The sequence below is a fragment of the Thioclava sp. 'Guangxiensis' genome (genome assembly GCF_045348365.1).
GTDB classification, from domain to species: Bacteria; Pseudomonadota; Alphaproteobacteria; order Rhodobacterales; family Rhodobacteraceae; genus Thioclava; species Thioclava kandeliae.
Genome location: NZ_CP155824.1, coordinates 398,729 through 420,783 on the forward strand (window position 1 = coordinate 398,729; position 22,055 = coordinate 420,783).

Genomic DNA, 22,055 nt, shown 5'->3' on the forward strand with positions numbered 1-22,055 from the left:
GCCAAGCACGCTCTGTTTGCCTGCCGGATTGGTGCAGCGGCGGATCCGGCCCATAGTCCGGATATGGAAAGCATACGCCCAACCCAGCCGCGCGCCATTCCCAGACTCGACGTCGTCGTGATCGGCGGCGGGCAGGCGGGGCTGTCGGCGGGCTATTATCTGCGCGAGGCGGGGCTCCGGCCCGATCGCGATTTCACGATCCTCGATCATGCACCGGAAGCGGGCGGGGCGTGGCAGTTCCGCTGGCCCTCGCTGACACTCAGCACGGTCAACGGGGTGCATGACTTGCCGGGCGGGTTCGGTCTGGCCGAGAGCCTCGGGCTGGAGAACAGCCCCGAAATCAAGGCGGCGCATGCCGTGCCGCAGTATTTCCACCAGTATGAGGCGCGGTTCGGCCTGCCGGTGCATCGGCCCGTCTCTGTCCGGCAGGTCAGCTTGCGAGGCGGGCGCTATCTCGTGGAGACGGATCGGGGGCGGATTTCAGCGCGGGCGGTGTTGAATGCGACAGGCACATGGGACGCGCCCTACAGGCCCGCGATCACGGGGGCGGAGCGGTTTACGGGTCTGCAGATCCATGCGCAGGGCTATCGCGACGCGGCGCCGTTTCGCGGGATGGAGGTGGTGGTGGTCGGGGCCGGGATCTCGGCGATCCAGATCCTTGAGGAGGTCTCGCAGGTAGCACATTGCTACTGGGCGACCCGAAGCGCGCCGCGCTACCATGAGGGCTCGTTCCTGCCCGAACATGGCCGCGCGGCGGTGGCCCGGGTCGAGGCACGGGTGCGGGCAGGGCTGCCGCCCGGATCGCTGGTCTCGGCTACCGGCCTGCCGCCCTCGGAGGTGCTCGAACGCGCGCGGAGCCGCGGGGTGCTGGACCCGAAGCCCATGTTCACCGAGATGACGGAAGAGGCGGTGATCCTGCCCGATGGAACGGCCCATAGGGCGGATGCGGTGATCTGGTCGACGGGGTTCGGCAACGCGCTCGGGCATCTGGCTGGGCTCGGGCTGTTCAACGCGCAAGGCGGTATTACCATGACGGGACGGCTGGCTACGCAGGTGGAGGGACATCCGCGCCTGCATCTTCTGGGCTATGGTCCGAGTGCCTCGACCGTGGGCGCGACCCGGGCGGGACGGGCCGCGGTGAGAGAGGTTCTGGCCGATCTGAGACGGGAAGGTTAGTGCATAATACCAGAGGGATATCGGGCGTAGTTCATCCTATGATTGAAGATTGACCATCGCGGGCCAGCGGCCGGAAGCTGACCTGTGACAGAAGCCAGTCGCGGAAGGTCTCCACCGCTTGGCTGCGGCCCTCGGGTGTCACGATATAATAGCCCTGGTCGGTCGAATGTGGAGCCTCGAGCACCACTGTCAATTCGCCCGAGGCAAGCTCGGCCTCGATCAGGTAGCGCGGCAGGAGCGCGTAGCCCAGACCGGCTTTTGCCGCCTCGATTGTCAGCGAGAACTGGTCGAACCAGTGCCCGTTCTGCGGTTTTTCGTCCGAGCCCATCGTGGCAAACCAGTCCGCCCAAAGGCTCGGTCGCTCGCTGACATGCAGCTTGGGCGCGGAGGCCAGATCGCCGACTGTGACGTGGCCGCCCTTGCGCAGCGCCCCGCCCGCGACAGGCAGAACGATCTCGCTACACAGATAGGTGCAGACCGCCCCAGGCCAGAGCGGCTGGCCGTAATGGATGGCCAGATCGCATTGCGTGGTTGTGAAATCGAAAATGCCGCGGCGGGTCGTGATGTCGAAACGGGTCTGCGGATGGGTCGCCAGATAGCCGTCGAGCCGCGGCAGGAGCCAGCGTTCGGCAAAGGTGGGCAGTGCATTGATGGCAAGGATCTGGTGGTCGGGAAGGCCCGCGCGCGCGTGGCGCATGGTGGTCTCCGCCATGGCCAGAAGCCGCTCCACATCATGGAGGAAACGGCGTCCCTCTTGTGTGGTCACCACCCGTCCGGGCACCCGCTCGAAGAGCCCGAACCCGATCTGCGCCTCCAGCTCGCGGATCTGCCGGCTGACCGCGCTCTGGGTCAGGGCAAGCTCCTCGGCGGCACGGGTGAAATTGCCGTGGCGGGCGGCGGCCTCGAAGGTCTGAAGCATCTTCATATCCGGCAGGTTGCGGCGCTCGATCATAGGGGATTCCTCCGGTCTCGGGCCAGATCTAGCAGCTCTGCGGGCGAAGGTCTTCCCTCAAGGCGCCATGCGCGGGCGGAATGGGGGTAGTCCGATTGTTTGCTGGGCAGGGCTGGGGCAAGCCGCTAGGGTTCTGGCAAATCGGGCTTTCGGAGCCAACGCGAAGGACATGACCATGCTGAGCAAACCCCTTTCGACCATCACCCGCGAGACCATGGAGGCCTGCGGCGCGCAGGTCGCGCTCGATGCCGCAGGAATGGATGTGATCTCGCCAGTGACGGGTGAGGTGGTGGCCACCCTGAATGCCCATACGGTGGACGAGGCGCAGGCGATGGTGGCCGGAGCGCAGGCAGCCTTCCGCAAATGGCGCATGGTGCCCGCTCCGCGCCGTGGCGAGCTGATCCGGCTCTACGGCGAGGAACTGCGCAAGGCCAAGGCCGATCTCGGGCGCATGGTCTCGATCGAGGCGGGCAAATCGCCTTCCGAAGGCTTGGGCGAAGTGCAGGAGATGATCGATATCTGCGATTTCGCCGTGGGTCTCTCGCGCCAGCTTTACGGTCTGACCATCGCCACCGAACGTCCCGGCCACCGGATGATGGAGACATGGCATCCGCTGGGCGTGGTGGGTGTGATTACCGCCTTCAACTTCCCCTGTGCGCCGTGGTGCTGGAACACCGCGCTGGCGATTGTCTGCGGCGATCCCGTCATCTGGAAACCCTCCGAAAAGACCCCGCTGACGGCCCTTGCCTGTCAGGCCGTATTCGAGCGTGCATTGGCCCGCTTCGGCGCCGATGCGCCCGAGGGGCTGTCGCAGGTGCTGGTGGGCGGACCGGAACTGGGCGAGGTGATCGTGGATCACGAGAAGGTCGCGCTGATCTCGGCCACCGGATCGACCCGTATGGGCCGGATCGTGGGGCCGAAAGTGGCGGCGCGCTTTGGCAAATGTATCCTCGAACTTGGCGGGAATAACGCGGGCATCGTCTGCCCCTCGGCGGATCTGGACATGGCGCTGCGCGCGATTGCCTTTGGTGCGATGGGCACGGCAGGCCAGCGCTGCACCACGATGCGCCGTCTTTTCGTGCATGAGAGCATCTATGACCAGCTCGTGCCCGCGCTGAAAAAGGCCTATGCCTCGGTCACCGTGGGTAACCCGCTGGAGACGGCCGCCCTTGTCGGGCCTCTGATCGACAAGGCCGCCTATGACGGTATGGTTGCCGCTCTGGAGGAAGCCCGCCAGATGGGCGGCGTGGTGCATGGCGGCTCGCGTGAACAGGTGGGGCCGGATGCGGCCTATTATGTGAAACCCGCGCTGGTCGAGATGCCCGAGCAGGCGGGTCCGGTCAAACGCGAGACCTTCGCGCCGATCCTCTATGTCATGAAATACAGCGATTTCGACGAGGTGCTCGAGACGCATAACGATGTGGGGGGCGGGCTGTCCTCGTCGATCTTCACCACCGATCTGCGCGAGATGGAGATGTTCCTCTCGGCACGGGGCTCGGATTGTGGCATCGCCAATGTGAATATCGGCACCTCGGGGGCCGAGATCGGGGGCGCTTTCGGGGGCGAGAAGGAAACCGGCGGCGGGCGCGAGAGCGGCTCGGATGCGTGGCGCGCCTATATGCGCCGCGCCACCAATACGATCAACTACTCCAAGGAGCTGCCTCTGGCGCAGGGCGTCGTCTTCGATATCGACTGATTTTTTCACGACAGAACGGGCCCTTACAGCGGTAGGGGCCCGTCATCTATGATTGCCTCCATCGAGAAATAGGAGGTGACGGTATCGAGCTCGATTTTCTCGGTGATGCGCTGGTAGACGGCGTCGAACGCGCGGATATCCTCGCTCACGATCTTCAGCATATAGTCGTAATCGCCGCTGATGCGGTAGAAGCCCACGACCTCGGGGATGGTGTGCAGATGCTGGCGGAAGCGTTTGAGCCAGTCCCCCGAATGGTGCCGTGTGCGGATCATCGAGAAGGTCACCAGCCCCATGCCCACCGCCGCGCGGTCGATGCGGGCGGTGTATCCGGTGATGACCTCGGCCTCTTCCAGCAGCTTCAGCCGCCGCCAGAGCGCGTTTTGCGACAGACCGACCTCATCGGCCAGCTCGCGCTGCGAACGGTTCGAGTTACGCTGGAGCGCGGCAAGGATGCGACGGTCGATATGATCGAGATTCTTTTCCATTTTTCGATCATATGACCCAAACTATATACTGCCAAGCAATCAATTTGGTGAAAATCCGCGAAAGTCGCGGCGTAGGGTTAGGGAAATCAACAACGGATCCTCCCCATGACTGCTCTTACCGCGCTCCAGCGTTTCCAGGCCTCACTCGACCGTCCCGATATCATCGAATGGCTCCGTGAGGGGCTGATCGGGCGGGGCATGGCGTTCGAGACGGCCTTTGGCACGCAATCGATGCTCTATGCCGATCATATCGCGTCCGGTCGCGCGTTGCGTCAGGTGGAGGCGTTTGTGATGACCGAGATCCTGCCGATCTATTCCAACTCCCATACCGAGGCCTCGCATTGCGGTCGCGTGATCACACGGATGCGGGCCGAGGCGCGCGAGATCATCGCGCAAACCTGTGGCTGTGGCCCCGATTGTCATGTGCTCTTTGCCGGATCGGGGGCCACGGGGGCAATCACCCGTGTGATCGGGCTGTTGGACATCCCTGCACGGCGCGCGGCGGGCGAGAAGGTGACGGTGCTGATCGGGCCTTACGAGCATCACTCGAATATCCTGCCCTGGCGCGAAAGCGGGGCGGAGGTGATCGAGATCGGGGAGGCCGTCTGTGGCGGGGTCGATATGGACGATCTGGAGGCGCGTCTTGTGGCGGCCAAAGGGACCGATCTGATCGTTGGCAGTTTCTCGGCGGCGTCGAATGTGACAGGCCAGCTCACCGATGTGACGGCGGTGACCAAACTCCTCAAGGCGCATGGTGCGCTGTCGATCTGGGATTATGCCTGTGGTGCGCCGCATCTGGCGATGCGGATGGATCTGGAAGGCGCGCCGATCGATGCGATCATCTTCTCGCCGCATAAATTCGCCGGCGGTCCGGGCGGCACCGGCGTCGCGCTGATCCGCGACACCATCGTGGCACGTCAGGTGCCTGCCGCGCCGGGGGGTGGCACGGTATCTTTCGTTTCGCCCTGGACGCAGGTCTATTCGGGGCGCGTCGAGGCGCGTGAGGAAGCGGGCACGCCCAATGTGATCGGCGATATCCGCGCGGCCCTCGCGCTGATGGTGAAAACGGCCATCGGCACCGAGCGGCTGCATGACCGCGAGGTGGTGCTGCGGGCGCGTGCGCTGGAAGCGTGGCGCGATCTGAAGGGGCTGAAGATCCTTGGCAAACCGGAGGCGGCTGCGCTGCCGATCTTCTCTTTCCAGATGTTCGATGAGGCTGGCAAGCAGATCCACCCGCAGCTGATCACGCGGATGCTGTCGGACCGGTTCGGCATTCAGGCGCGGGGCGGCTGTGCCTGCGCGGGCCCCTATGCGCACCGTCTGCTGGAGATCGACCGCGCGGCCTCCGAGGCGCTGCTGGCACGGCTACAGGCGGGCGAGGAACTGGCCAAGCCCGGCTGGACGCGGCTCGATCTGAGCTGGTGCCATGACGAGGAGGATCTGACCCGCATCATCGATGCGGTGACGCAGCTGTCAAAGGACGCGGCTTCGATGGTCGCGCGCTATAGCGCCGATCCGGCGACCGCTAGGTTCGTGCCGCTCGAGGGGTGAGCAGAGGTGGGATGACAAACGGCGGGAGATATCTCCCGCCGTTTTTGTCTCAGGGTCTCAGCCCCAGGTCTGGGCGAACATCCGCAGCCAGTTGGCCCCGAGGATCTTGGTGATGCGCTCTTCCGACCAGCCGCGCGATTGCATCTCGGCGGTGAGGTTGGGGAACTCGTCGTTGCGGCGGATGCCTTCGGGCTTGGTGATCTTAGCCGAGCCGAATTCGGTCAGGGTGCGCCCTGTGCCCTTGTCCTTGTTGGCCCAGAGAAGCCACGGGCCGGGACGGGCGCGGTTATGGTTGAAATCGGTGCCGATGGCGACATGGTCCTCGCCCACCAGATCCATCGTATATTCCATCGCGTCGATCACATCCTTGACGCTCGCATCATTGCCCGCGGCCAGACCCGGCGCAAAGAGCGAGGTGCCGATGACACCGCCCTTATCGGCGCAGGCCTTGAAGACCTCGTCGGGCTTGTTGCGCGGCACATCACGCAGGCCGCGCGGCAGGCAATGGGTCACCGCGACCGGCTTTTTGGAATAGGCGATGGTATCAAGCGACGTCTGGATGCCCACATGGCTGAGATCGATCATGATCCCTGCCTCGTTCATCGCATCCACCGCCTCGCGGCCAAAGCCGGTCAGCCCGCTGTCTTTCTCTTCCAGATAGCCCGCGCCGAAAAAGTTCTGCGTGTTATAGGTCAGCTGCATGATATTGACGCCGAGATCTTTGAAGATCCCGAAATAGTCCAGCCTGTCTTCCACCGGAGAGGTGTTTTGCCAGCCAAAGATGATGCCGACCTTGCCGTCGGCCTTGGCACGTTCGATATCGGCCAGTGTCTTGATGGGCATGGCGATATCGGCATTCTCTGCCAGTTTCTGCTTCCACATGATGACATAGTCCATGCCGCCGCGGAAATCTTCCCACAAAACGGAAGAGGCCGAGATTGCGGTCACGCCCCCCTTTTGCGCCTCGAGCAGGATCTCGCGATTGAAATCGGAGCATTGCAGGGCGTCGATGACGATGGAACGGGAATGGAGGGACGTATCGGTCACTTGGGTATCCTCTCAGGCAGTCGGTGTAAGATCGGCGGGCAGCCATTCTTCGCCCGTCATGTCGGGCGTGTCGTAATCGCGGAAACGGTCGAGATGGATCTGGGCATCCTCGGCAAAGAGCGATTGCACGAGCCCCGAGGCCAGACGCCGCGCGCCCTCGGAGGCCGAGGGCACGCCCGAGGTGACCTTGCCGTGGCTGGGCACCGCCGGATAGGCAAAGCAGGTCAGGCGCTTGAGCGAGGGGCAGCTGCCCCCAGCCTTCTCGATAAAGGAGAAATCACGCGCCAGATAGGGATGCGAGGCAAGGCCCTGATTGGTAGCGGCGCGCTCGGGCCCCACCACATCGCCCCATGTCCTATACCGGCCGGCGAAGGCCGCCAGCTCGGGACGGGCGTCGAGATCGATGGTGAAGCCTGTGGCAAAGATCGCGACATCCGCCTCGATCGCACCATTGGGGGTGGTGACACGGATGCCCTCTGCGGTCTCCTCCACAGCCAGCACGGCCGCGCCCACATGCAGATGCGCGTTCGGATGGCGCGCGACCCGCTCGACCGAATGTTTGGGCGGCGGCACAGGGAAGCGGTCTCCCTCGTCCATGATCTGCCATTTCACATCATCGGGCAGGCCGACATAGCCTGCGGTCATGCCACGCGATCCGGTGCCGGTAAATTTGTCGATCACCGGAATGGCGGGGCGGCGGACCAGAAGGTCCATCCTTGCACAGCCTTCCTCGAGAGCGGTTGCGGCATTATCCATGGCCGAGGCACCAGCGCCGACCACGATCACCCGCTTGCCCTTCAGGCTCCTGGTGTCGAACACATCCGCAGAGTGATAGACCTTGCCGTTGGGGAGCCCCTGCGCGACGGCAGGCAGACGGGGCGCGCCAAGCGCATCGAGCCCTGTTGCCAGCACCACGCGGCGTGCCATGAATGTGCCCTGCGAGGTGGTCAGACGGAACAGATCGCCCTCGGGGGTGATCGCCGTGACATCGCAGTCATTGAGCACATCCGCGCCGGTCATCTTGCGATACCAGATCAGGTAATCCATCCACATCCCGCGCGGGGCAAGATGCATGGCCTCCCACGCGTCGAAGCCCCATTGTGCCTCGAACCACGCGCGAAATGTCAGCGCCGGAATGCCCATCGCGGGGCCTGCAGCCTCCTTGACGGTGCGCAGGGTTTCCATGCGGGCATAGGTTATCCACGGCCCTTCGAGATGTGCGGGCGCGCGGTCGAACAGGCGCACATTGGAAATACCCTCCATCGAGAGCGCCAGATTGGCCACCAGCCCGCAAAGCCCCGCCCCGATAATCGCCACATCCAGAACGCCATCCGTCCGCGGCATCCATGCCCTGGGCGGAAGGTTCAGCAGCGTCTTCTGGCGGGCAAGATCGGCTTCGAGGGCGGGCAGCCCGATGGGGGAGGTCATGGCAACATCCTGGAGGTCTGGGCGATGGCGTCGTTTTCGGAAGGGTCGGGAAAGCGGCAATCGGGGATGAGATCGGCGCATACCTGCCGGAACATCTCGGCAAAGCGCGTCTGGGCGGGGGTGGTCACGCGATGGCTGTCGCTGAACAGGCCCCAGAGATAGGGAATCGGTGTGTCGAGCGGCAGGATCGTCGTGCCCTTGACCGGAATGCCGTAGGCGGTGACCGGATCGATGATGGCCACGCCCAGTTCGGCCCGCGCGGCCATGATCGCATTGAGCGAGGAATTGGAAGTGATCGAGCCCGAGGGGCGGATACCGGCGGCCTGCATCGCGGCGTCGATAAGGGGGCGTAGCCGGTAGCGGTTTCCGGCGGATATCAACCGCTTGCCTGCAAGATCGCGTAGCGGGAACCGGCCATCGGGATAGGCGCGGGCCGCCCTGTCGGACAGGGCCACCACAAGCGTGCTCTCGCACAGCACATGGGCCACGAGGCCCGTGGCATCGAGCGGAAAGCCCGCGATGCCCAGATCGGCGGTGCGGTTGCGAAGCGCCTCGACCACATGATCGGCAGTCATGGTCTGCAGATCGACATCCTGCGGCAGGTCTTCGGCCAGAAGCTGCAGCGCAGGCGCCACCAGACCGCCCGCCATCGTGGGCGTGGCGGCAATGTCCAGAGCTTCCTGCCGTTCGCTGCGGATCGCTTCGGCGCGGTCGCGGATCAGTTTGAGGCCGCCCAGCACGCGGCGGGCTTCTTCGTGAAATTTCAGTCCTTTATCGGTAGGCGTGATCCGCGGGCCATTACGGTGGAACAGATCGAACCCGACCTCGGCCTCGAGCTCTTTTACCAGACGGGTCACCGTCGGTTGCGCGATATTCAGCTGCTTTGCGGCGGCCGTCATCGAGCCGCAGGACATGGCCGCCTCGAAGGCCTCGAGGGCCCGAACATCCATCATTTTATCAATCGCGCTTGACATCATTGCCCTACTATCATCCGAATTATATATAGTGACAAGTCAAGAATGCTTGCAAATTATAATCAGCCGTGAGACCAGTTCATGAGCTGTCTGATCAACAGGAGTTACACGATGTCGATGATGTTCCGTATCGCTGGTGCGCTGATGGCCGCCGGTCTTGCTCTGCCCGCCCATGCCGAAACATGGCGGCTGTCGTCGATGATGACGCCGGACAGTTTCGAGGGGCAGACCTATCAGAAATTCGCGGATCTGGTCGACGAGTATTCGAATGGTGATCTGACGATCAAGATCTATCCCAACGAGCAGATCGGCTCGATGGACTCGGTGGTCGAACAGCTTTCGGCAGGTGTGATCCAGCTGGCGCCTTCGGCTGTGGGCTTCATGTCGCGCTGGGAGCCGGGTATCAAATTCGCGGCCTCCCCCTTCCTGTTCGACGATTATGACCATTGGGCGCGCTTCATCGATGGCGATCTGTTCCAGGGCTGGCTGAACGAGGTCAAGGACGAGGCGGGCATCTCCGTGCTGGGCGATATTCCGGCGATGCCGCGCGGGTCGTTCCGCACGCTCTTGACCACCAAGCCGATCGAGACCGCAGATGACATCAAAGGCCTGAAGATCCGCCAGTACCAGAGCGACCTGATGATCGATGCCTGGACCTATCTGGGCGCCGAAGTGCGCGTATTGCCGTGGGGCGAGGTCTATGACGGCATCAATCGCGGGATCGTCGACGCGGTGACCGCACCTGCTGAATCGATTGAATCGATGCGCTTTTACGAGGTCGCGCCGAATATCATCCGCACCGATGAATATCCGCAGGCAGTGGCATTCATGATGAGCGAGAAGGCATGGGAAAAGCTCCCCGAGGCCGATCAGCAGGCGCTTTTGCGCGCACATAAGGAAGCAGCAGCCTATGGCCGTGACCTTCTGGCCAAACAGTCGGCCACGCTCAAGGCCGATCTCGAGGCGCATGACGGCGTGAATGTGAATTTCGAGTTCGACACCGCACCGCTGGTGGCCAAGATGAAAGATTTCTACGCCGAATATGACAAGGAGGGCAAACTGCCCGAAGGTCTTCTGGACGCGGTCGACGCCGCGCGTGACAAGTAATCATGGCGGTCTCCGGCGGAAATTCCCCAGCTACCAGCCCGAAGGGGCTGGTGCGCGCCTGCGACAGCGTGCTGGATGCCATTGCGATGGTGTTTGGCGTGATCTGTGCCGTAATCCTTGCGGTAATGGTCGGGCTCAACCTCTATAACGTGCTCTCCCGCTCGTTCCTCGGGGTGGCCTATGGCTGGATCTTCAACTGGACGATGCTTCTGTTCATCTGGATGCTGCTTTTGGGGCTTTTCGTCTATATCCGGCTGCGTCATGACGTGGTCGTGGATATCGTCATGACGCGATTGCCGCGCCCCGTGCGCAAGCTGGGCGGGCTTCTGGTCTGTGTGATCGGGATGCTGACGATGGCCGCAATCCTGCGCGGGGCGCCCGAACTCCTGAAGCTGCAATCCAAGCCGATGGAGGCCATCGACCTGCCGATCTATGTCCGCTCGGGGCCGCTGTTTATCTCGTCCATTCTGGTTTTTGCGCATTTCGCGCTGGATTTCCTGCGTATCCTGACGGGGCAGGGCGAGGCCTTCGTCCGCAATGACACAGTCGAGGGAGCGCCCGAATGACACTTGGGTTCATCGTCATCGGCGGGTTTATCCTGCTTATGCTACTGGGTGTTCCGGTCACCATCGCCATCGGCGCCAGCTCCATTGCGGGGCTCTATTTTGCCGGTTTCGGCGATATGGCTCTGGTTGTGCCGCAGCAGATCCTCGATGGGGCGGCCAAGCCCGCGCTCTTGTCGATCCCCTTCTTCATTCTGGCCGGTAACCTGATGAATGCGGTCGGGCTGACCGACCGGATCTTCAATTTCTGCCTCGCGCTGGTGGGGCATTTCCGGGCGGGTCTGGCCTATGTCAACGTCATCGCCTCGCTCCTTTTTGCGGGTGTGTCGGGGGCGGCCACGGCCGATATCGCGGGGCTCGGACAGCTCGAGGTCCGCGCCATGCGCGAGCGCGGCTACTCGCCGGAATTCTCGGCAGCACTGACCGTGGCCACCTCGCTGGTGGGGCCGATCGTGCCGCCGTCGATCTCGCTCATTGTCTATGCGTGGCTTGCCAATGAATCGGTCGCGCGGCTCTTCCTTGCAGGGATCGTGCCGGGCATTCTGGTGGCGCTGTCGTTCATTCTCTATATCCGCGTGGTCTCGACATGGACCCCGATGCCGCGTGAAAACCGCGCCACCCTGCGGCAGGTGGGCACCAGCGCCATGGAAGGGATTCCCGCGCTGATTGCACCGGGGATCATCCTTGGCGCCATCGTCTTCGGCTTTGCCACCGCGACCGAAGCCGGCGTCATTGCCTGCGGCTATTCGATCCTGATCGGCCTGTTCTACCGCTCGCTCACGGCGCGCGGCATTTGGGACGCGCTGGCCTCCTCGGCACGGCTCTCGGCGCTGATCATGATGATCATCGGTTTCTCGCAGATCATGGGCTGGCTCTTCGCCTTCGAGCAGGTGCCGCAGGCCTTCGCCTCGGGGCTTCTCGAGGCGATCAACCAGCGTTGGGTCTTCATGGTGTTCACCATCGTGCTTCTGGTGATCATCGGCTGTTTCATGGAAGCCTCGCCCGCCAAGATCATTCTGTTGCCGCTCCTGCTGCCTGCCGCTGATGCCTTCGGGATCGACCGCGTGCAATTCGGGATGGTGATCACGTTGGCCCTGCTGCTGGGTATCGCCACGCCACCGCTGGGCGTCGGCCTCTATCTGATGTCGGCGGTCTCGGGCGTGAAATTCGAGCGCCTTTCGGTCGCCATCCTCCCTTTGATGATCCCCCCGATCATCGTCCTGATCCTGATCGCAAGCTTCCCGCAGATCACTCTGTGGTTGCCCGATCTGGTTATGGGCCCGAAATAGGGTCCAGCCTATGTATGTAACGAGTGTGTTGGTTGCATAACGAGTAGCGTGTGTGGATGGCGGGCCCCGTGTGTTGGGGCCCGCCATTTTCCTGTCTGCCTGTATGGCACCGAACCGCAGGAGCCATAAAAGAAGGCCGCATCCGGAAGGATACGGCCAGTCGGGGATAATCGGGTCCGGCTCAATGCAGGATCTGGGCCAGGAACTCCTTGGCGCGCGCGCTTTGCGGCCTGTCGAAAAACTCCGCGGGCGGGCCTTCCTCGATGATCTCGCCACGATCCATGAACACCACGCGGTCCGCGACCTGACGCGCAAAGCCCATCTCGTGGGTCACGCAGATCATGGTCATGCCGTCTTTCGCGAGCACCTCCATCGTCTCCAGCACCTCCTTGACCATCTCGGGGTCAAGCGCCGAGGTCGGTTCGTCAAAGAGCATGATCTCGGGTTCCATGCAGAGCGAGCGGGCAATGGCCACGCGCTGCTGCTGGCCGCCCGACAGCTGGATGGGATATTTATGTGCCTGTTCGGCGATGCGGACCTTCGCCAGATAGGCCATGGCACGGGCCTCCGCCTCCGGTCGCCCGAGCCCGAGCGAAGACATCGGTGCCAGCACGCAGTTCTCGAGAATGGTCATATGGGGGAAGAGGTTGAACCCCTGGAACACCATCCCCGTGAGCGAGCGCACCTTGGCGATATTGGCGCGGGTGCCGTTGAGATCGGTGCCATTGACCGAGATCATGCCATCATCATGTTTCTCGATATGGTTGATGCAGCGGATCAGGGTGGATTTGCCGGATCCCGAGGGGCCGCAGACCACCACCCGCTCGCCGGGACTGACCACCATATTCACATTGGTCAGCGCGCGGAACTCGCCATAGTATTTATAGACAGCGGCCATGCGGACGGCGGGGATCGGGGTGCCATGGGTCTTGGCTGGGGTGAAATCGGGCATAGCGTTTCCCTCGGTTCAGGCGGCTTTGGGATTGGGCTTTCTGGCCGCAGTCTGGGTGAAGGAGCGGGCGAAATGCGCCTCGATCCGGCGTTGGGCAAGATCCCAGAGCGTGGTCAGCAAGAGGTAATAGCAGGCGGCCGCGGCATAAACCTCGAGCGTCTGGAAATCCTGCTGCATCAGCTCGTCGGAACGGCGCATGATCTCTTCGACCGAGATGACCGAGGCCAGCGAGGTGGCCTTGAGGAGGCTGTTGATCGAGTTGCCCAGAGGCGGCACCATCAGGCGGAAAGCCTGCGGTAGGGTCACCCGCCAGAAGATGGTAAAGGGCGAGAGGTTGAGCGACCAGCCTGCCTCGGTCTGGCCTTTGGGCACCGACATGAAGCCCGAGCGCACGATTTCGGCCATATACGCGGCCTCGTGCAGGATCAGCCCGACAAGGGCACAGGTGATCACATCGAGCTTCAGCCCCAATTGCGGCAGGCCGGTATAGATGACGACCAGCTGGATCAGCAAAGGCGTGCCGCGGAAGAACCAGATATAGGCGCGGGCGGGCAGGCTGATCAGGCGTTGCGGAGACATACGCGCCATCGCGATGGCTGTCCCAAGGATGAGGCCCCCGATCACGGAGGCCACGGTCAGGGCGATGGTCACGCCAACGCCGCCGATCAGGAAGCTGTTGACCAGATAGCCGAAAAAGGCTTCGGGATCGAATACGGTCATTGGCGTGATCCTTTTTTATGCACTCAGTGGCTCAGCTTACGCCCTCAGTTCGAGGGGCCGGGACCCGCGATGGACACTTTCTCGCCCTCGGGCAGCGGCGAGAGCTTCCATTTGTCGAAGAGCGCCTGATAGGTGCCGTCATCCTGCATCTCGTCCATCGCCTTCACGACAGCATCGGCCACGTTCTTGTTGGCGAATGCCATCGTGGTGCGGGTCTTGCCAAGGCCCGTCAGCACCTCTTTCGCCTTCTCGCGCTTGACCAGATCCGCGCCAACGCTGTCGACGACCAGCGCGTTATCGACCTGACCGGCCTGTAGCGCGGCCACAACGGCGCTGGCGGTGGCGAAGCCGCGGATGTCGATCTCTTTCTTGCCCGCCGCGACATTGGTCTCGTTGAGCTTCTTCAGCCAGTTCTGCTGGTAGCTGTTGGTCTCGACGCCCACGGTCTTGCCCTGGAGATCGGTCTCCGAGGCCAGCGTCGCATCGCTGCCCGGTTTCGCGATGACCGCGATCGACTGTTCCGAATAGGGAACGGTCCACATCATCTTGGAGCGCTCCTCGGTCCAGAACATGCCGGTGTTCATCCCGTCGATCCGGCCGCCCTTCATGGCGGGGATCATCGCGGGAAAGTCCATGCGCACGAGCTCCACATCGACACAGACGCGTTTGGAGATCTCGTCGGCCAGATCCACATTCAGACCCTGCAGCTTGCCGTCCTTGTCGACGAATTGCTGCGGCGGGTTGGTGGGGTTGATCGAGAGTTGCAGCTTGCCCGCATCGATCAGGTCGGCATCGGCAATGGCGGGCGTGCACTGGGCATGGGCGGCCAGCGGCGCCACGAGTGCGACGCTCAATGCGGCAATCTTGGGGAGTTTGAACATCTGGGAGTTCCCTTGTTGGTCGACGCGGCGTCTTCATGGCCGCTATCAGAAACCGGGCAGGCACCATGCCTCCCCGGCCGGTCTTATCAGAATTTCTCGGTGATCGCGCGGATCTGGACGCGGGCGAAATTTCTGACATGGGGGGTGAAGGGACCAAAGCCTTTCACCTTATGGAATTCCGGCGTGTCGAAGGCCCATTTGCCTGCGACCTCGTAGACGGCGGCATATTTCTGGCCCTCGCCCACAGTGATATAGCGTTGGGCGCTCAACCAGCCGGGGCAGGCGAGCAGATCGGGGAAATGCTGGCTGACATACCATTCGGCAAAGGCGTCCTCGTGTTCGGGGTCGATATCCACGCGCACGATATGGGTGAAGGGGGCGTCGTCCATGGGGTCCTCAGACATGTTCGGCCAACTGTCCGGTCGCGCGCAGGGCGGCGACGATCTTGGCCCTTTGCTCGGGCAGCACCGGCATCAGGGGCGCACGGGGCGCGTCATTGGCGATGATGCCCATCTCTTTCAGTCCGGTCTTCATTCGCGTGTGCATATCCATAACCGGCTGCTCATGGTAGATGGCACGGATCACAGGATAGAGACGGTCATTGGCTGCGCGTAAGGCAACGAGATCATTCGTATTTGCGGCGGCCCACAGATCGATGAACAGATCCGGCACAAGGCTGATGAGCCCCGACAGGATCCCGTCGCACCCGATGGCCAGCTGCGGCAGGAACCAGTTGAAATTCGAGGCGAGCACCGCCACATCGGGGGCCGATGCGCGCAGGGCGCGCAGGTTCTCGTCATAGGCGAGGATGCTGTCACAGCCTTCCTTCACCGCGATCACACCCGGCACAGAGGCGATCTCGGCCAGCACCTTTGGCGCATAGCCCATGCCCGACCCGAGCGGATACTGGAAGATCGACACTGGTAGCGAGACGGCCCGCGCGATGGCCTCGACATAGGCTCCGGGGGCGCGGGCGGTCAGCGAGGCGCCCCCTCCCAGCGGAATGGCGGGAAAGACCACGATACAATCGGCGCCTGCGGCCTCGGCCTGACGCGCCTGATCGATGGCCACATCGGTCGCATGGGCGATCACGCCTGCCAGAAGCGGTTTGGTGCCGATCTTGGCGCGGGTGCGGTGGATTACCTCGACGCGCTCGGCATCGCTGAGCGCGCCGCCCTCGCCCGCATGGCCATTGACCAGCACCGCCGTGATCCCCGCAGGGCAGGCGCAATGGTCCAGCACGCGGTCATAGCCCGCCCAGTCGATGGACATATCCTCAAGGAACGGCAGAACGGTCGCGACCGTGAGGCCATGCAGATCCTTGCCTGTCAGTTTGCTCATGATGTGCTCCTCAGGCGGCAGGTTTGCGGCGGGGGAATTTCAGCGTGGCGCGGGCCTTGAGAACCTCGAGTCCGGTCTCGTTAGTGGCGCTGGCTTCCCAGATGATGGTCCGGTTCTCCTCGACCTTCTCGGCAATCCAGACCGAGAACGAGATCGTATCGCCATAGAAAACGGGGCCGGTGAACCAGAAACGGTCCTCGATGGAGACGCCAATGGTCCCGACAAGCTCGGCGGTCAGCACCGAGGTGCACAGCCCCGCCACCATGATGCCCGGTGCCAGACGTTTGCCAAAGCGGGTGTCGGCGGCATAGGCCTCATCGACATGGACGGGGCCGAAATCGCCGGTTGCGGCAATATAGAGCGCGCCATCGGCTTCGGTGACGGTCTTGTTCAGGGTGACCTTGTCGCCAACCTCCAGATCGTCGAAGGATTTGGGATCATACATATCGGCCTCCGCTCAGGCTGCGTAGGGCACAAGTTGTGCTGTGCCGGTGGCCACAACGGTGCCCTCGGGGTTCAGCGTGCAGGTGATCGCGCAGGTGATTTCGGTCTCTGTCAGGGCGGTGACCTCGGCGCGGGCCTCAACCGAATTGCCGATATGGACGGGCGCGGGGAAGTCGAAGGCCACGCCTATGATGCGCCACTCGGGACCGGCCAGGCGATTGAGGGCCGTGGACGCCATGGCGCCAGCGATCAATTCGAAAGCCACCTGTGCTGGGGCCCCCAAGGCGCGGGCGCGGGTGGCATCGACGTAAAGACCGCCCAAGTTGCCGCTGATGCCGGTGAACATCGCCTGTTCGGCCACGGTAATGGTTTTGCGGAAGGCGAAGCTGTCGCCGGTTTTCAGAGTGCTCATGCTCATACCCCCAGAATATCGAAACCTTTTTTGATCACGCCGCGGGCGATCAGCATGCGGTGGATCTCGGAGGTGCCGTCATAGATGCGGGTGACGCGGGCGTCGCGATACATCCGTTCGAGCGGCATCTCCTTGGTGAAGCCCATCCCGCCGAAGACCTGGATGGCGCGGTCCACCACGCGGCCCTGCATCTCGGAGGCAGCAACCTTGACCGCCGAAACCTTGGTGCGCACATCGCGGCCCTGATCGATGTCCCAAGCGGTGTTCAGCACCATCATCTTCACGCCGAAGATCTCGGTCGCGCTATCTGCGATCAGTTTCTGGACCATCTGGAACTCGCCGATGGGCTGGCCGAACTGTTTGCGGTCGGCGGCATAGTCGCGCATCAGATCGAGCGCGCGCGTGGCCATGCCCACGGCGCGCGCGCCGATATGGGCCAACCGGATTTCCTCGACCGAGGTCATGATCAGCTTGAAGCCCTGACCGACCTCGCCCAGCACCGCGTCTTTGGGGATGCGTACATTGTCGAATACCAGTTCCGCATGGCCATAGCCGCGATGGCCCATCATCGGCTGGGTGCGCGAGACCTTGAAGCCCGCGGTGCCCTTGTCCACAAGGAACAGCGTGATGCCGCCACGGGCGCGCTTATCCTTATCGGTCAGGGCCATGACGATGACGTAATCGGCGATATCGCCATCCGAGATGAAATGCTTGGTGCCGTTGATCAGCCATTCGTCGCCCTCGAGCACCGCATTGGTCGAGATCGAGGCCGCATCCGAGCCCGCGCCCGGTTCGGTGATCGCCATGGCGCAGATCTTCTCGCCACGCACGGTGGGCAGGAGATATTTCTCGCGCTGCTCGCCCTTGCACTCGAGAAGCATCGGATAGACCTGACCGAAGACGCGGCGGATCAGCGCATCCGAGGTCTTGCCCAGCTCTTCCTCGACAAAGCAGTGGTCCACACAGCTCAGGCCGCCGCCGCCCACATCCTCGGGCATATTCATGGCATATAGGCCCAGCTCTTGTGCTTTGGCCTTGATGACCGCGAGCTTGTCGGCGGGCACGCGGGCGGTTTCCTCGACCTCGGCCTCGAGCGGCTGCACTTCGGTCTCGACGAAGCGGCGCACGGTGTCGACCAGCATACGGGTTTCTTCGGGGATGGAGAAATCGATCATGTTCTTCTTCCGGAGGGGCCGCGCGAGGCGGCGCGTCAAGTCAGGCAGCGCGAACCGCGCCGGTTTCGATCAGGGCCTCGATCTCGTCGGGGCTCAGCCCCAGCTCGGCCAGAACCTCGCGGGTCTGGGCGCCGAGCGGTTGCGGGATCAGGCGGGCTTTGGGGGATTGGCCATCATAGCGGGCAGGGTGCATCACCATGGTGATCTCTTCGCCCGAGGCATTCGTGGTGGTTTCAAAAGCGCCCAGATGGGAGAGCTGCGGATCGTCCATCAGGTCGGGGTAATCCTGCACCGGCGCGTGCCACACCTTGGCGGCCTCCAGCATCGGCAACCAATACGCGGTGGGATGCTGCGCCAGACGCGCACTCACCGCGCGGGTGATCTCCTCGCGCTTGGTGAAGCTCTCGTCATCGCCGAATTGCGCGAGCTCGGGCGCCTCGAGCCCTTTGGCCAGCGCCGAAGGGGCCGCCATCGAGATGGCAAGGAAACCATCGGCGGTTGCGTGGATGCCATAGGGGCCGGGGCTGAACCACGAGGCAATCCCCGAGGGGCCGCGCGGGCTGTCCGATTGCGCGCCGTTGAGGAAGGCGGTGAGCGATTCACCCTGCAGGTCGATGGCGGCCTGATAGAGGTTCACCTCGACCAGACGGCCCTTGCCGGTTTGTGTGCGGGCATAGAGCGCCGCCAGAATGGACATGGCATAGAGCGAGGCGGCATGTTGATCAACGAGCACGGTGCCCACGGCGGTGGGAGCCCCGTCGGCCTGACCCGTGCGGGCGGCAAGGCCCGAAAGCGCCTGCAACAGCAGATCCTGTCCGGGACAGTCCTTCCACGGGCCGGTGGTGCCGAAGCCCGACGAGACCGCATAGATCAGGCGCGGATTGATCTCGCGCAGGGTCTCGTAGCCGATGCCGAGCTTTTCCATCGTGCCGGGGCGGAAATTCTCCATCACCACATCGGCGGTGGCGGCCAGTTTCTTCACGGCCTCCACACCCGCGGGCGATTTCAGATCGACCACGATCGAGCGTTTGTTCCGCCCTGTCGCCAGATGGTTGACGCTATCGGAGCCCACGAATTTATTGGCCACCGCCCAGTTGCGCTGGAAGGCGCCGCCCGGAGGTTCGATGCAGATCACGTCAGCGCCAAGATCGCCCAGTGTCTGGGCTGCAAGCGGCCCTGCTAGATAGTGATTGAAGCTGAGGACGCGAACGCCTGCCAACAAATCCATACTCTTAATCCTTGATACTCTTGCCCTTTTGTCGGGCCCGATCCACGTCACCGGAGTGCTGAAGGGGGTTGGTGACCATTGGACCACTATCCGGCAGCATCGGGGTTCCGGCAATATCACTATGGATTATTTATTGATGCTCATGGATATCTTAAAATTATTGATGATTCGGAATTTTATGGATAAACTTCGGTCATCTAACCGGTTCCTCCTGAAAGGCTTACATGAACCTCCGTCAGCTCGAGATTCTGCGTGCCGTGGTGCGCACCCGTTCGACCGTCTCCGCCGCCGAGACATTGGGCATGTCGCAACCCGCCGTCAGTAACGCGGTGAAGGCGATGGAAGGAACGTTGGGCTTTGCGCTGTTCGAGCGCTCGCAGAAGCGGATGAACCCCACGCAGGAGGCGCTGATCCTGCTGGGCGAGGCGGAGCTGCTATTCCGCATGGCCGAGGCGATCAACCAGACGGCGGCGCATCTGAAATCGGGCAAGAAAGGGCGCCTGAGGATCGTGGCGACTTCCGAGCTGTCGGAAACACTCCTGCCGCGTGTGCTCGCGCGGTTCTGGGCCGAGCATCGCGGTGTGGAGATCTCGCTCGAGACGCAGCGGCTCGATGTGATCATGGAAGAGGTCGAGCAGGGCGTTGTCGATATCGGGCTGGCGATGGAGCCGCATCCGCGCAGCACGCTCGATTTCGAGCCGCTGGCCGAAATGGAGATGGTCGTGGCGGTGCACGAGGCCAATCCGCTGGCGCGGCGGATCACGGTCAACCCGCGCGATCTGGAGGATCAGGTGATGATCAATGCGCGCACCTCCAGCCGGATCGCCTCGCTGATCGAGGCGGCCTTCCGCAAGGAGGGTGCGCGGCTGGTGCCCGATATGGATGTGCGCTTCATGAATGTGGCGGGGCATATGGTCGAGGAAGGCTTGGGCATTACGATCATGGATGCGCTGACGGCCACATCCTCGCGCTTCCGGCATCTGCGCGCGGTGGCGCTAGAGCCGCGGGTCAACATTACGCTCTCTGCGATCACCCAGCATAACCGATTGAATTACATAATGATCCAGTCATTCCTGCGCCATGCCAAGGCCGAGATCGCCTCGCGCGGGATCAGGGTTCCATAAGCGCGCGGGCAGCGTTTTCCTGCGCCTGCAGCGCCTTGCGGCGAATCTTGCCGAACCCGTCGCGGGGCAGGGCCGCTTCCTGACGCAGCGTTTTCGGAATATCGCCCGGCTCCAGATGCGCGCGCAGGAAGGTGCGCACCTCGTCAAGATCCAGCGCATCGGGGCCCGAGACGAGCGCCATCACCGATTGTCCCCAGTCGCGATCCTCCACCCCGAAACAGACGGCGTCGTTGATCTGCGGATGGCGCAGGAGGGCTGCTTCGACCCGCTCGGGATGGACCTTATGGCCGCCGGTATTGATCACGTCATCGCGCCGTCCGGACAGGTAGAGGTAGCCATCCTTGTCGAGCCATCCGGCATCGCCCACCGAATAGAACCCGTCCTCATCCGCACGCGGTTGCGGCGCATCCTTGCCCAGATAGCGCGAGCGGCCCGAAAGATCATCGGGGCGCATGAAGACCTCGCCCACCTCGTCGGGTCCAAGGAGCGCGCCTTGGGCATCGCGGATACGGATCTGGGTCTCGAAGCCCCGCCCGACAGATCCCACATGCTCCAGCCATTCGGGGCCGGTAATGACGGTCTGTCCGGTATTCTCGCCCGAGCCATACATCTCGTAGACACGCTCGGGGCCAAGAATATCCATCCATGCCTTCTTCAGCCATACAGGGCAGGGGGCCGCCGTGTGGTAGAGCGCATGGAGCGAGGCGAAGCTGGCATTGGCGGTGGGCCAGAGATCGAGTATCCTGACCAGCATGGTGGGCACTGTCAGCAGGAAGCCTACCTTGAACCGGTCGACGGCCGCGATCACCTTTGCCGCGTCGAACCGCTCCATCAGGATGGTGGTGTTGCCCTCGAAGATGCCGTTCTGGGTCCATGTCAGGGGCGCGTTATGCGACATCGCCGCACAGGTCAGCTGCACCTGATCGGTGCGGAACCCGAGCGCCGGCGCCACATCGCCCCAGGTCTTGCCGGGCGCGCGCAGATAGGGCTGGTCATCGGCCATCAGTTTGGGCAGGCCGGTCGAGCCGCCCGACATCAGGATCTTGCCCGGATGCGAGGTGACATTGGGCACGGGATCGGCGCTCTGGGCCGCGGCCCGTGCCTCGAGTGTCGCGCGGTCCAGACAATCGGGATCGGGCGTTTCCTGAATGCACAGCTTGCCCTCGACCCGCGACAGAAGCGCGTCACGCGTCTCGGGGGGCAGGTTCGGATCGAACCCCATCGTCGTCGCGCCGAGGCGCCAGATCGCCAGCGTCGTGAACAGATGGGCGGGCGAGTTGCGCAGCCCGAAGGCCACCACATCGCGCGGCGTCACGCCCTCTTCCATCAGCACGCGGGCATAGCGGTTGACCTGCGCATCCATCTCGGCCCAGGAGAACCGCGTCTCGCGATCATCGGCCGCGATATAGACCAGTGCCAGCGCCTCGCCCCGTGCGGCGGCAAGTTCTGCAAGGCGTTCACCGAAGCTGCGGAGGCTGTCTGTCGTCATGGCGATGGTCCTGGAAATGCA

22 protein-coding genes are annotated in these 22,055 nt (G+C 63.1%); 7 read left to right on the forward strand and 15 right to left on the reverse strand.

What is annotated here, in order from left to right:
- The first annotated feature begins 63 nt into the window (after positions 1 to 63).
- Positions 64 to 1,176: an NAD(P)-binding domain-containing protein gene (locus ABEB22_RS19130; protein ID WP_349294980.1), complete on the forward strand. Its 1,113-nt coding sequence runs from the start codon at positions 64 to 66 to the stop codon at positions 1,174 to 1,176.
- 31 nt (positions 1,177 to 1,207) lie between these two features.
- Here ABEB22_RS19130 and ABEB22_RS19135 read toward each other — a convergent pair whose 3' ends face one another.
- Positions 1,208 to 2,128 carry a LysR family transcriptional regulator gene (locus ABEB22_RS19135; protein WP_349294981.1) on the reverse strand — a complete coding sequence of 307 codons (921 nt, stop codon included), beginning with the start codon at positions 2,126 to 2,128 and terminating at the stop codon, positions 1,208 to 1,210.
- A gap of 214 nt (positions 2,129 to 2,342) precedes the next feature.
- Between ABEB22_RS19135 and ABEB22_RS19140 the strand changes: the two genes are divergently transcribed.
- Positions 2,343 to 3,824, forward strand: coding sequence for an aldehyde dehydrogenase family protein (locus ABEB22_RS19140; protein WP_406871218.1), 1,482 nt, complete (start codon positions 2,343 to 2,345; stop codon positions 3,822 to 3,824).
- 23 nt (positions 3,825 to 3,847) lie between these two features.
- Here ABEB22_RS19140 and ABEB22_RS19145 read toward each other — a convergent pair whose 3' ends face one another.
- Positions 3,848 to 4,309 carry an Lrp/AsnC family transcriptional regulator gene (locus tag ABEB22_RS19145; protein ID WP_339115471.1) on the reverse strand — a complete coding sequence of 154 codons (462 nt, stop codon included), beginning with the start codon at positions 4,307 to 4,309 and terminating at the stop codon, positions 3,848 to 3,850.
- A gap of 105 nt (positions 4,310 to 4,414) precedes the next feature.
- On the opposite strand from ABEB22_RS19145, the gene ABEB22_RS19150 reads away from it, so the two are divergent.
- The gene (locus ABEB22_RS19150; RefSeq protein ID WP_339115472.1) at positions 4,415 to 5,860 is read left to right on the forward strand and encodes an aminotransferase class V-fold PLP-dependent enzyme; all 1,446 of its coding nucleotides are present in this window, start codon (positions 4,415 to 4,417) and stop codon (positions 5,858 to 5,860) included.
- A gap of 57 nt (positions 5,861 to 5,917) precedes the next feature.
- Here ABEB22_RS19150 and ABEB22_RS19155 read toward each other — a convergent pair whose 3' ends face one another.
- The 3 genes from ABEB22_RS19155 to ABEB22_RS19165 are packed head-to-tail and all read right to left on the reverse strand — an operon-like array spanning position 5,918 to position 9,288.
- Entirely contained in the window at positions 5,918 to 6,907 is a 990-nt protein-coding gene (locus ABEB22_RS19155; protein WP_349294983.1) for a membrane dipeptidase, read from the reverse strand.
- 12 nt (positions 6,908 to 6,919) lie between these two features.
- Positions 6,920 to 8,335: an NAD(P)/FAD-dependent oxidoreductase gene (locus tag ABEB22_RS19160; RefSeq protein WP_339115474.1), complete on the reverse strand. Its 1,416-nt coding sequence runs from the start codon at positions 8,333 to 8,335 to the stop codon at positions 6,920 to 6,922.
- Positions 8,332 to 9,288, reverse strand: coding sequence for a LysR family transcriptional regulator (locus tag ABEB22_RS19165; protein ID WP_349294984.1), 957 nt, complete (start codon positions 9,286 to 9,288; stop codon positions 8,332 to 8,334). Before ABEB22_RS19165 ends, ABEB22_RS19160 begins: the two co-directional genes overlap by 4 nt.
- Before the next feature lie 132 nt (positions 9,289 to 9,420).
- On the opposite strand from ABEB22_RS19165, the gene ABEB22_RS19170 reads away from it, so the two are divergent.
- From ABEB22_RS19170 to ABEB22_RS19180, 3 genes are read left to right on the forward strand one after another with little or no spacing between them, the layout of a single operon-like run.
- The gene (locus ABEB22_RS19170) at positions 9,421 to 10,416 is read left to right on the forward strand and encodes a TRAP transporter substrate-binding protein (RefSeq protein ID WP_349294985.1); all 996 of its coding nucleotides are present in this window, start codon (positions 9,421 to 9,423) and stop codon (positions 10,414 to 10,416) included.
- Positions 10,417 to 10,418: 2 nt separating this feature from the next.
- Complete coding sequence (locus tag ABEB22_RS19175) at positions 10,419 to 10,982, forward strand: TRAP transporter small permease subunit (RefSeq protein WP_349294986.1); 564 nt, start codon at positions 10,419 to 10,421, stop codon at positions 10,980 to 10,982.
- Positions 10,979 to 12,268, forward strand: a complete 1,290-nt coding sequence (locus tag ABEB22_RS19180; RefSeq protein WP_339115478.1) for a TRAP transporter large permease — start codon at positions 10,979 to 10,981, stop codon at positions 12,266 to 12,268. Before ABEB22_RS19175 ends, ABEB22_RS19180 begins: the two co-directional genes overlap by 4 nt.
- Positions 12,269 to 12,449: 181 nt before the next feature.
- Here the strand turns inward: ABEB22_RS19180 and ABEB22_RS19185 are convergent, their stop codons facing one another.
- The 9 genes from ABEB22_RS19185 to ABEB22_RS19225 all read right to left on the reverse strand — a co-directional run bounded on the left by ABEB22_RS19185 (position 12,450) and on the right by ABEB22_RS19225 (position 19,421).
- Complete coding sequence (locus ABEB22_RS19185) at positions 12,450 to 13,220, reverse strand: amino acid ABC transporter ATP-binding protein (RefSeq protein ID WP_406871198.1); 771 nt, start codon at positions 13,218 to 13,220, stop codon at positions 12,450 to 12,452.
- A 15-nt stretch (positions 13,221 to 13,235) separates the two neighbouring features.
- The gene (locus ABEB22_RS19190) at positions 13,236 to 13,940 is read right to left on the reverse strand and encodes an amino acid ABC transporter permease (protein WP_349294987.1); all 705 of its coding nucleotides are present in this window, start codon (positions 13,938 to 13,940) and stop codon (positions 13,236 to 13,238) included.
- Positions 13,941 to 13,984: 44 nt separating this feature from the next.
- The gene (locus ABEB22_RS19195; protein WP_349294988.1) at positions 13,985 to 14,821 is read right to left on the reverse strand and encodes an ABC transporter substrate-binding protein; all 837 of its coding nucleotides are present in this window, start codon (positions 14,819 to 14,821) and stop codon (positions 13,985 to 13,987) included.
- An 86-nt stretch (positions 14,822 to 14,907) separates the two neighbouring features.
- Positions 14,908 to 15,210: a hypothetical protein gene (locus ABEB22_RS19200; protein WP_339115481.1), complete on the reverse strand. Its 303-nt coding sequence runs from the start codon at positions 15,208 to 15,210 to the stop codon at positions 14,908 to 14,910.
- A 7-nt stretch (positions 15,211 to 15,217) separates the two neighbouring features.
- On the reverse strand, positions 15,218 to 16,162 hold the full coding sequence (locus tag ABEB22_RS19205; protein ID WP_349294989.1) for a dihydrodipicolinate synthase family protein: 945 nt from the start codon (positions 16,160 to 16,162) through the stop codon (positions 15,218 to 15,220).
- Positions 16,163 to 16,172: 10 nt separating this feature from the next.
- The gene (locus ABEB22_RS19210; RefSeq protein ID WP_349294990.1) at positions 16,173 to 16,607 is read right to left on the reverse strand and encodes a MaoC family dehydratase; all 435 of its coding nucleotides are present in this window, start codon (positions 16,605 to 16,607) and stop codon (positions 16,173 to 16,175) included.
- A 12-nt stretch (positions 16,608 to 16,619) separates the two neighbouring features.
- On the reverse strand, positions 16,620 to 17,018 hold the full coding sequence (locus ABEB22_RS19215; protein ID WP_349294991.1) for a hypothetical protein: 399 nt from the start codon (positions 17,016 to 17,018) through the stop codon (positions 16,620 to 16,622).
- A 2-nt stretch (positions 17,019 to 17,020) separates the two neighbouring features.
- Positions 17,021 to 18,193, reverse strand: coding sequence for an acyl-CoA dehydrogenase family protein (locus ABEB22_RS19220; protein WP_349294992.1), 1,173 nt, complete (start codon positions 18,191 to 18,193; stop codon positions 17,021 to 17,023).
- Between the two features lie 40 nt (positions 18,194 to 18,233).
- On the reverse strand, positions 18,234 to 19,421 hold the full coding sequence (locus ABEB22_RS19225) for a CoA transferase (RefSeq protein ID WP_349294993.1): 1,188 nt from the start codon (positions 19,419 to 19,421) through the stop codon (positions 18,234 to 18,236).
- Between the two features lie 224 nt (positions 19,422 to 19,645).
- Between ABEB22_RS19225 and ABEB22_RS19230 the strand changes: the two genes are divergently transcribed.
- The gene (locus ABEB22_RS19230) at positions 19,646 to 20,545 is read left to right on the forward strand and encodes a LysR substrate-binding domain-containing protein (RefSeq protein ID WP_349294994.1); all 900 of its coding nucleotides are present in this window, start codon (positions 19,646 to 19,648) and stop codon (positions 20,543 to 20,545) included.
- Here the strand turns inward: ABEB22_RS19230 and ABEB22_RS19235 are convergent.
- Positions 20,532 to 22,034: an AMP-binding protein gene (locus tag ABEB22_RS19235; RefSeq protein ID WP_349294995.1), complete on the reverse strand. Its 1,503-nt coding sequence runs from the start codon at positions 22,032 to 22,034 to the stop codon at positions 20,532 to 20,534. The two genes, ABEB22_RS19230 and ABEB22_RS19235, sit on opposite strands and share 14 nt — an antisense overlap.
- Positions 22,035 to 22,055: the final 21 nt, after the last annotated feature.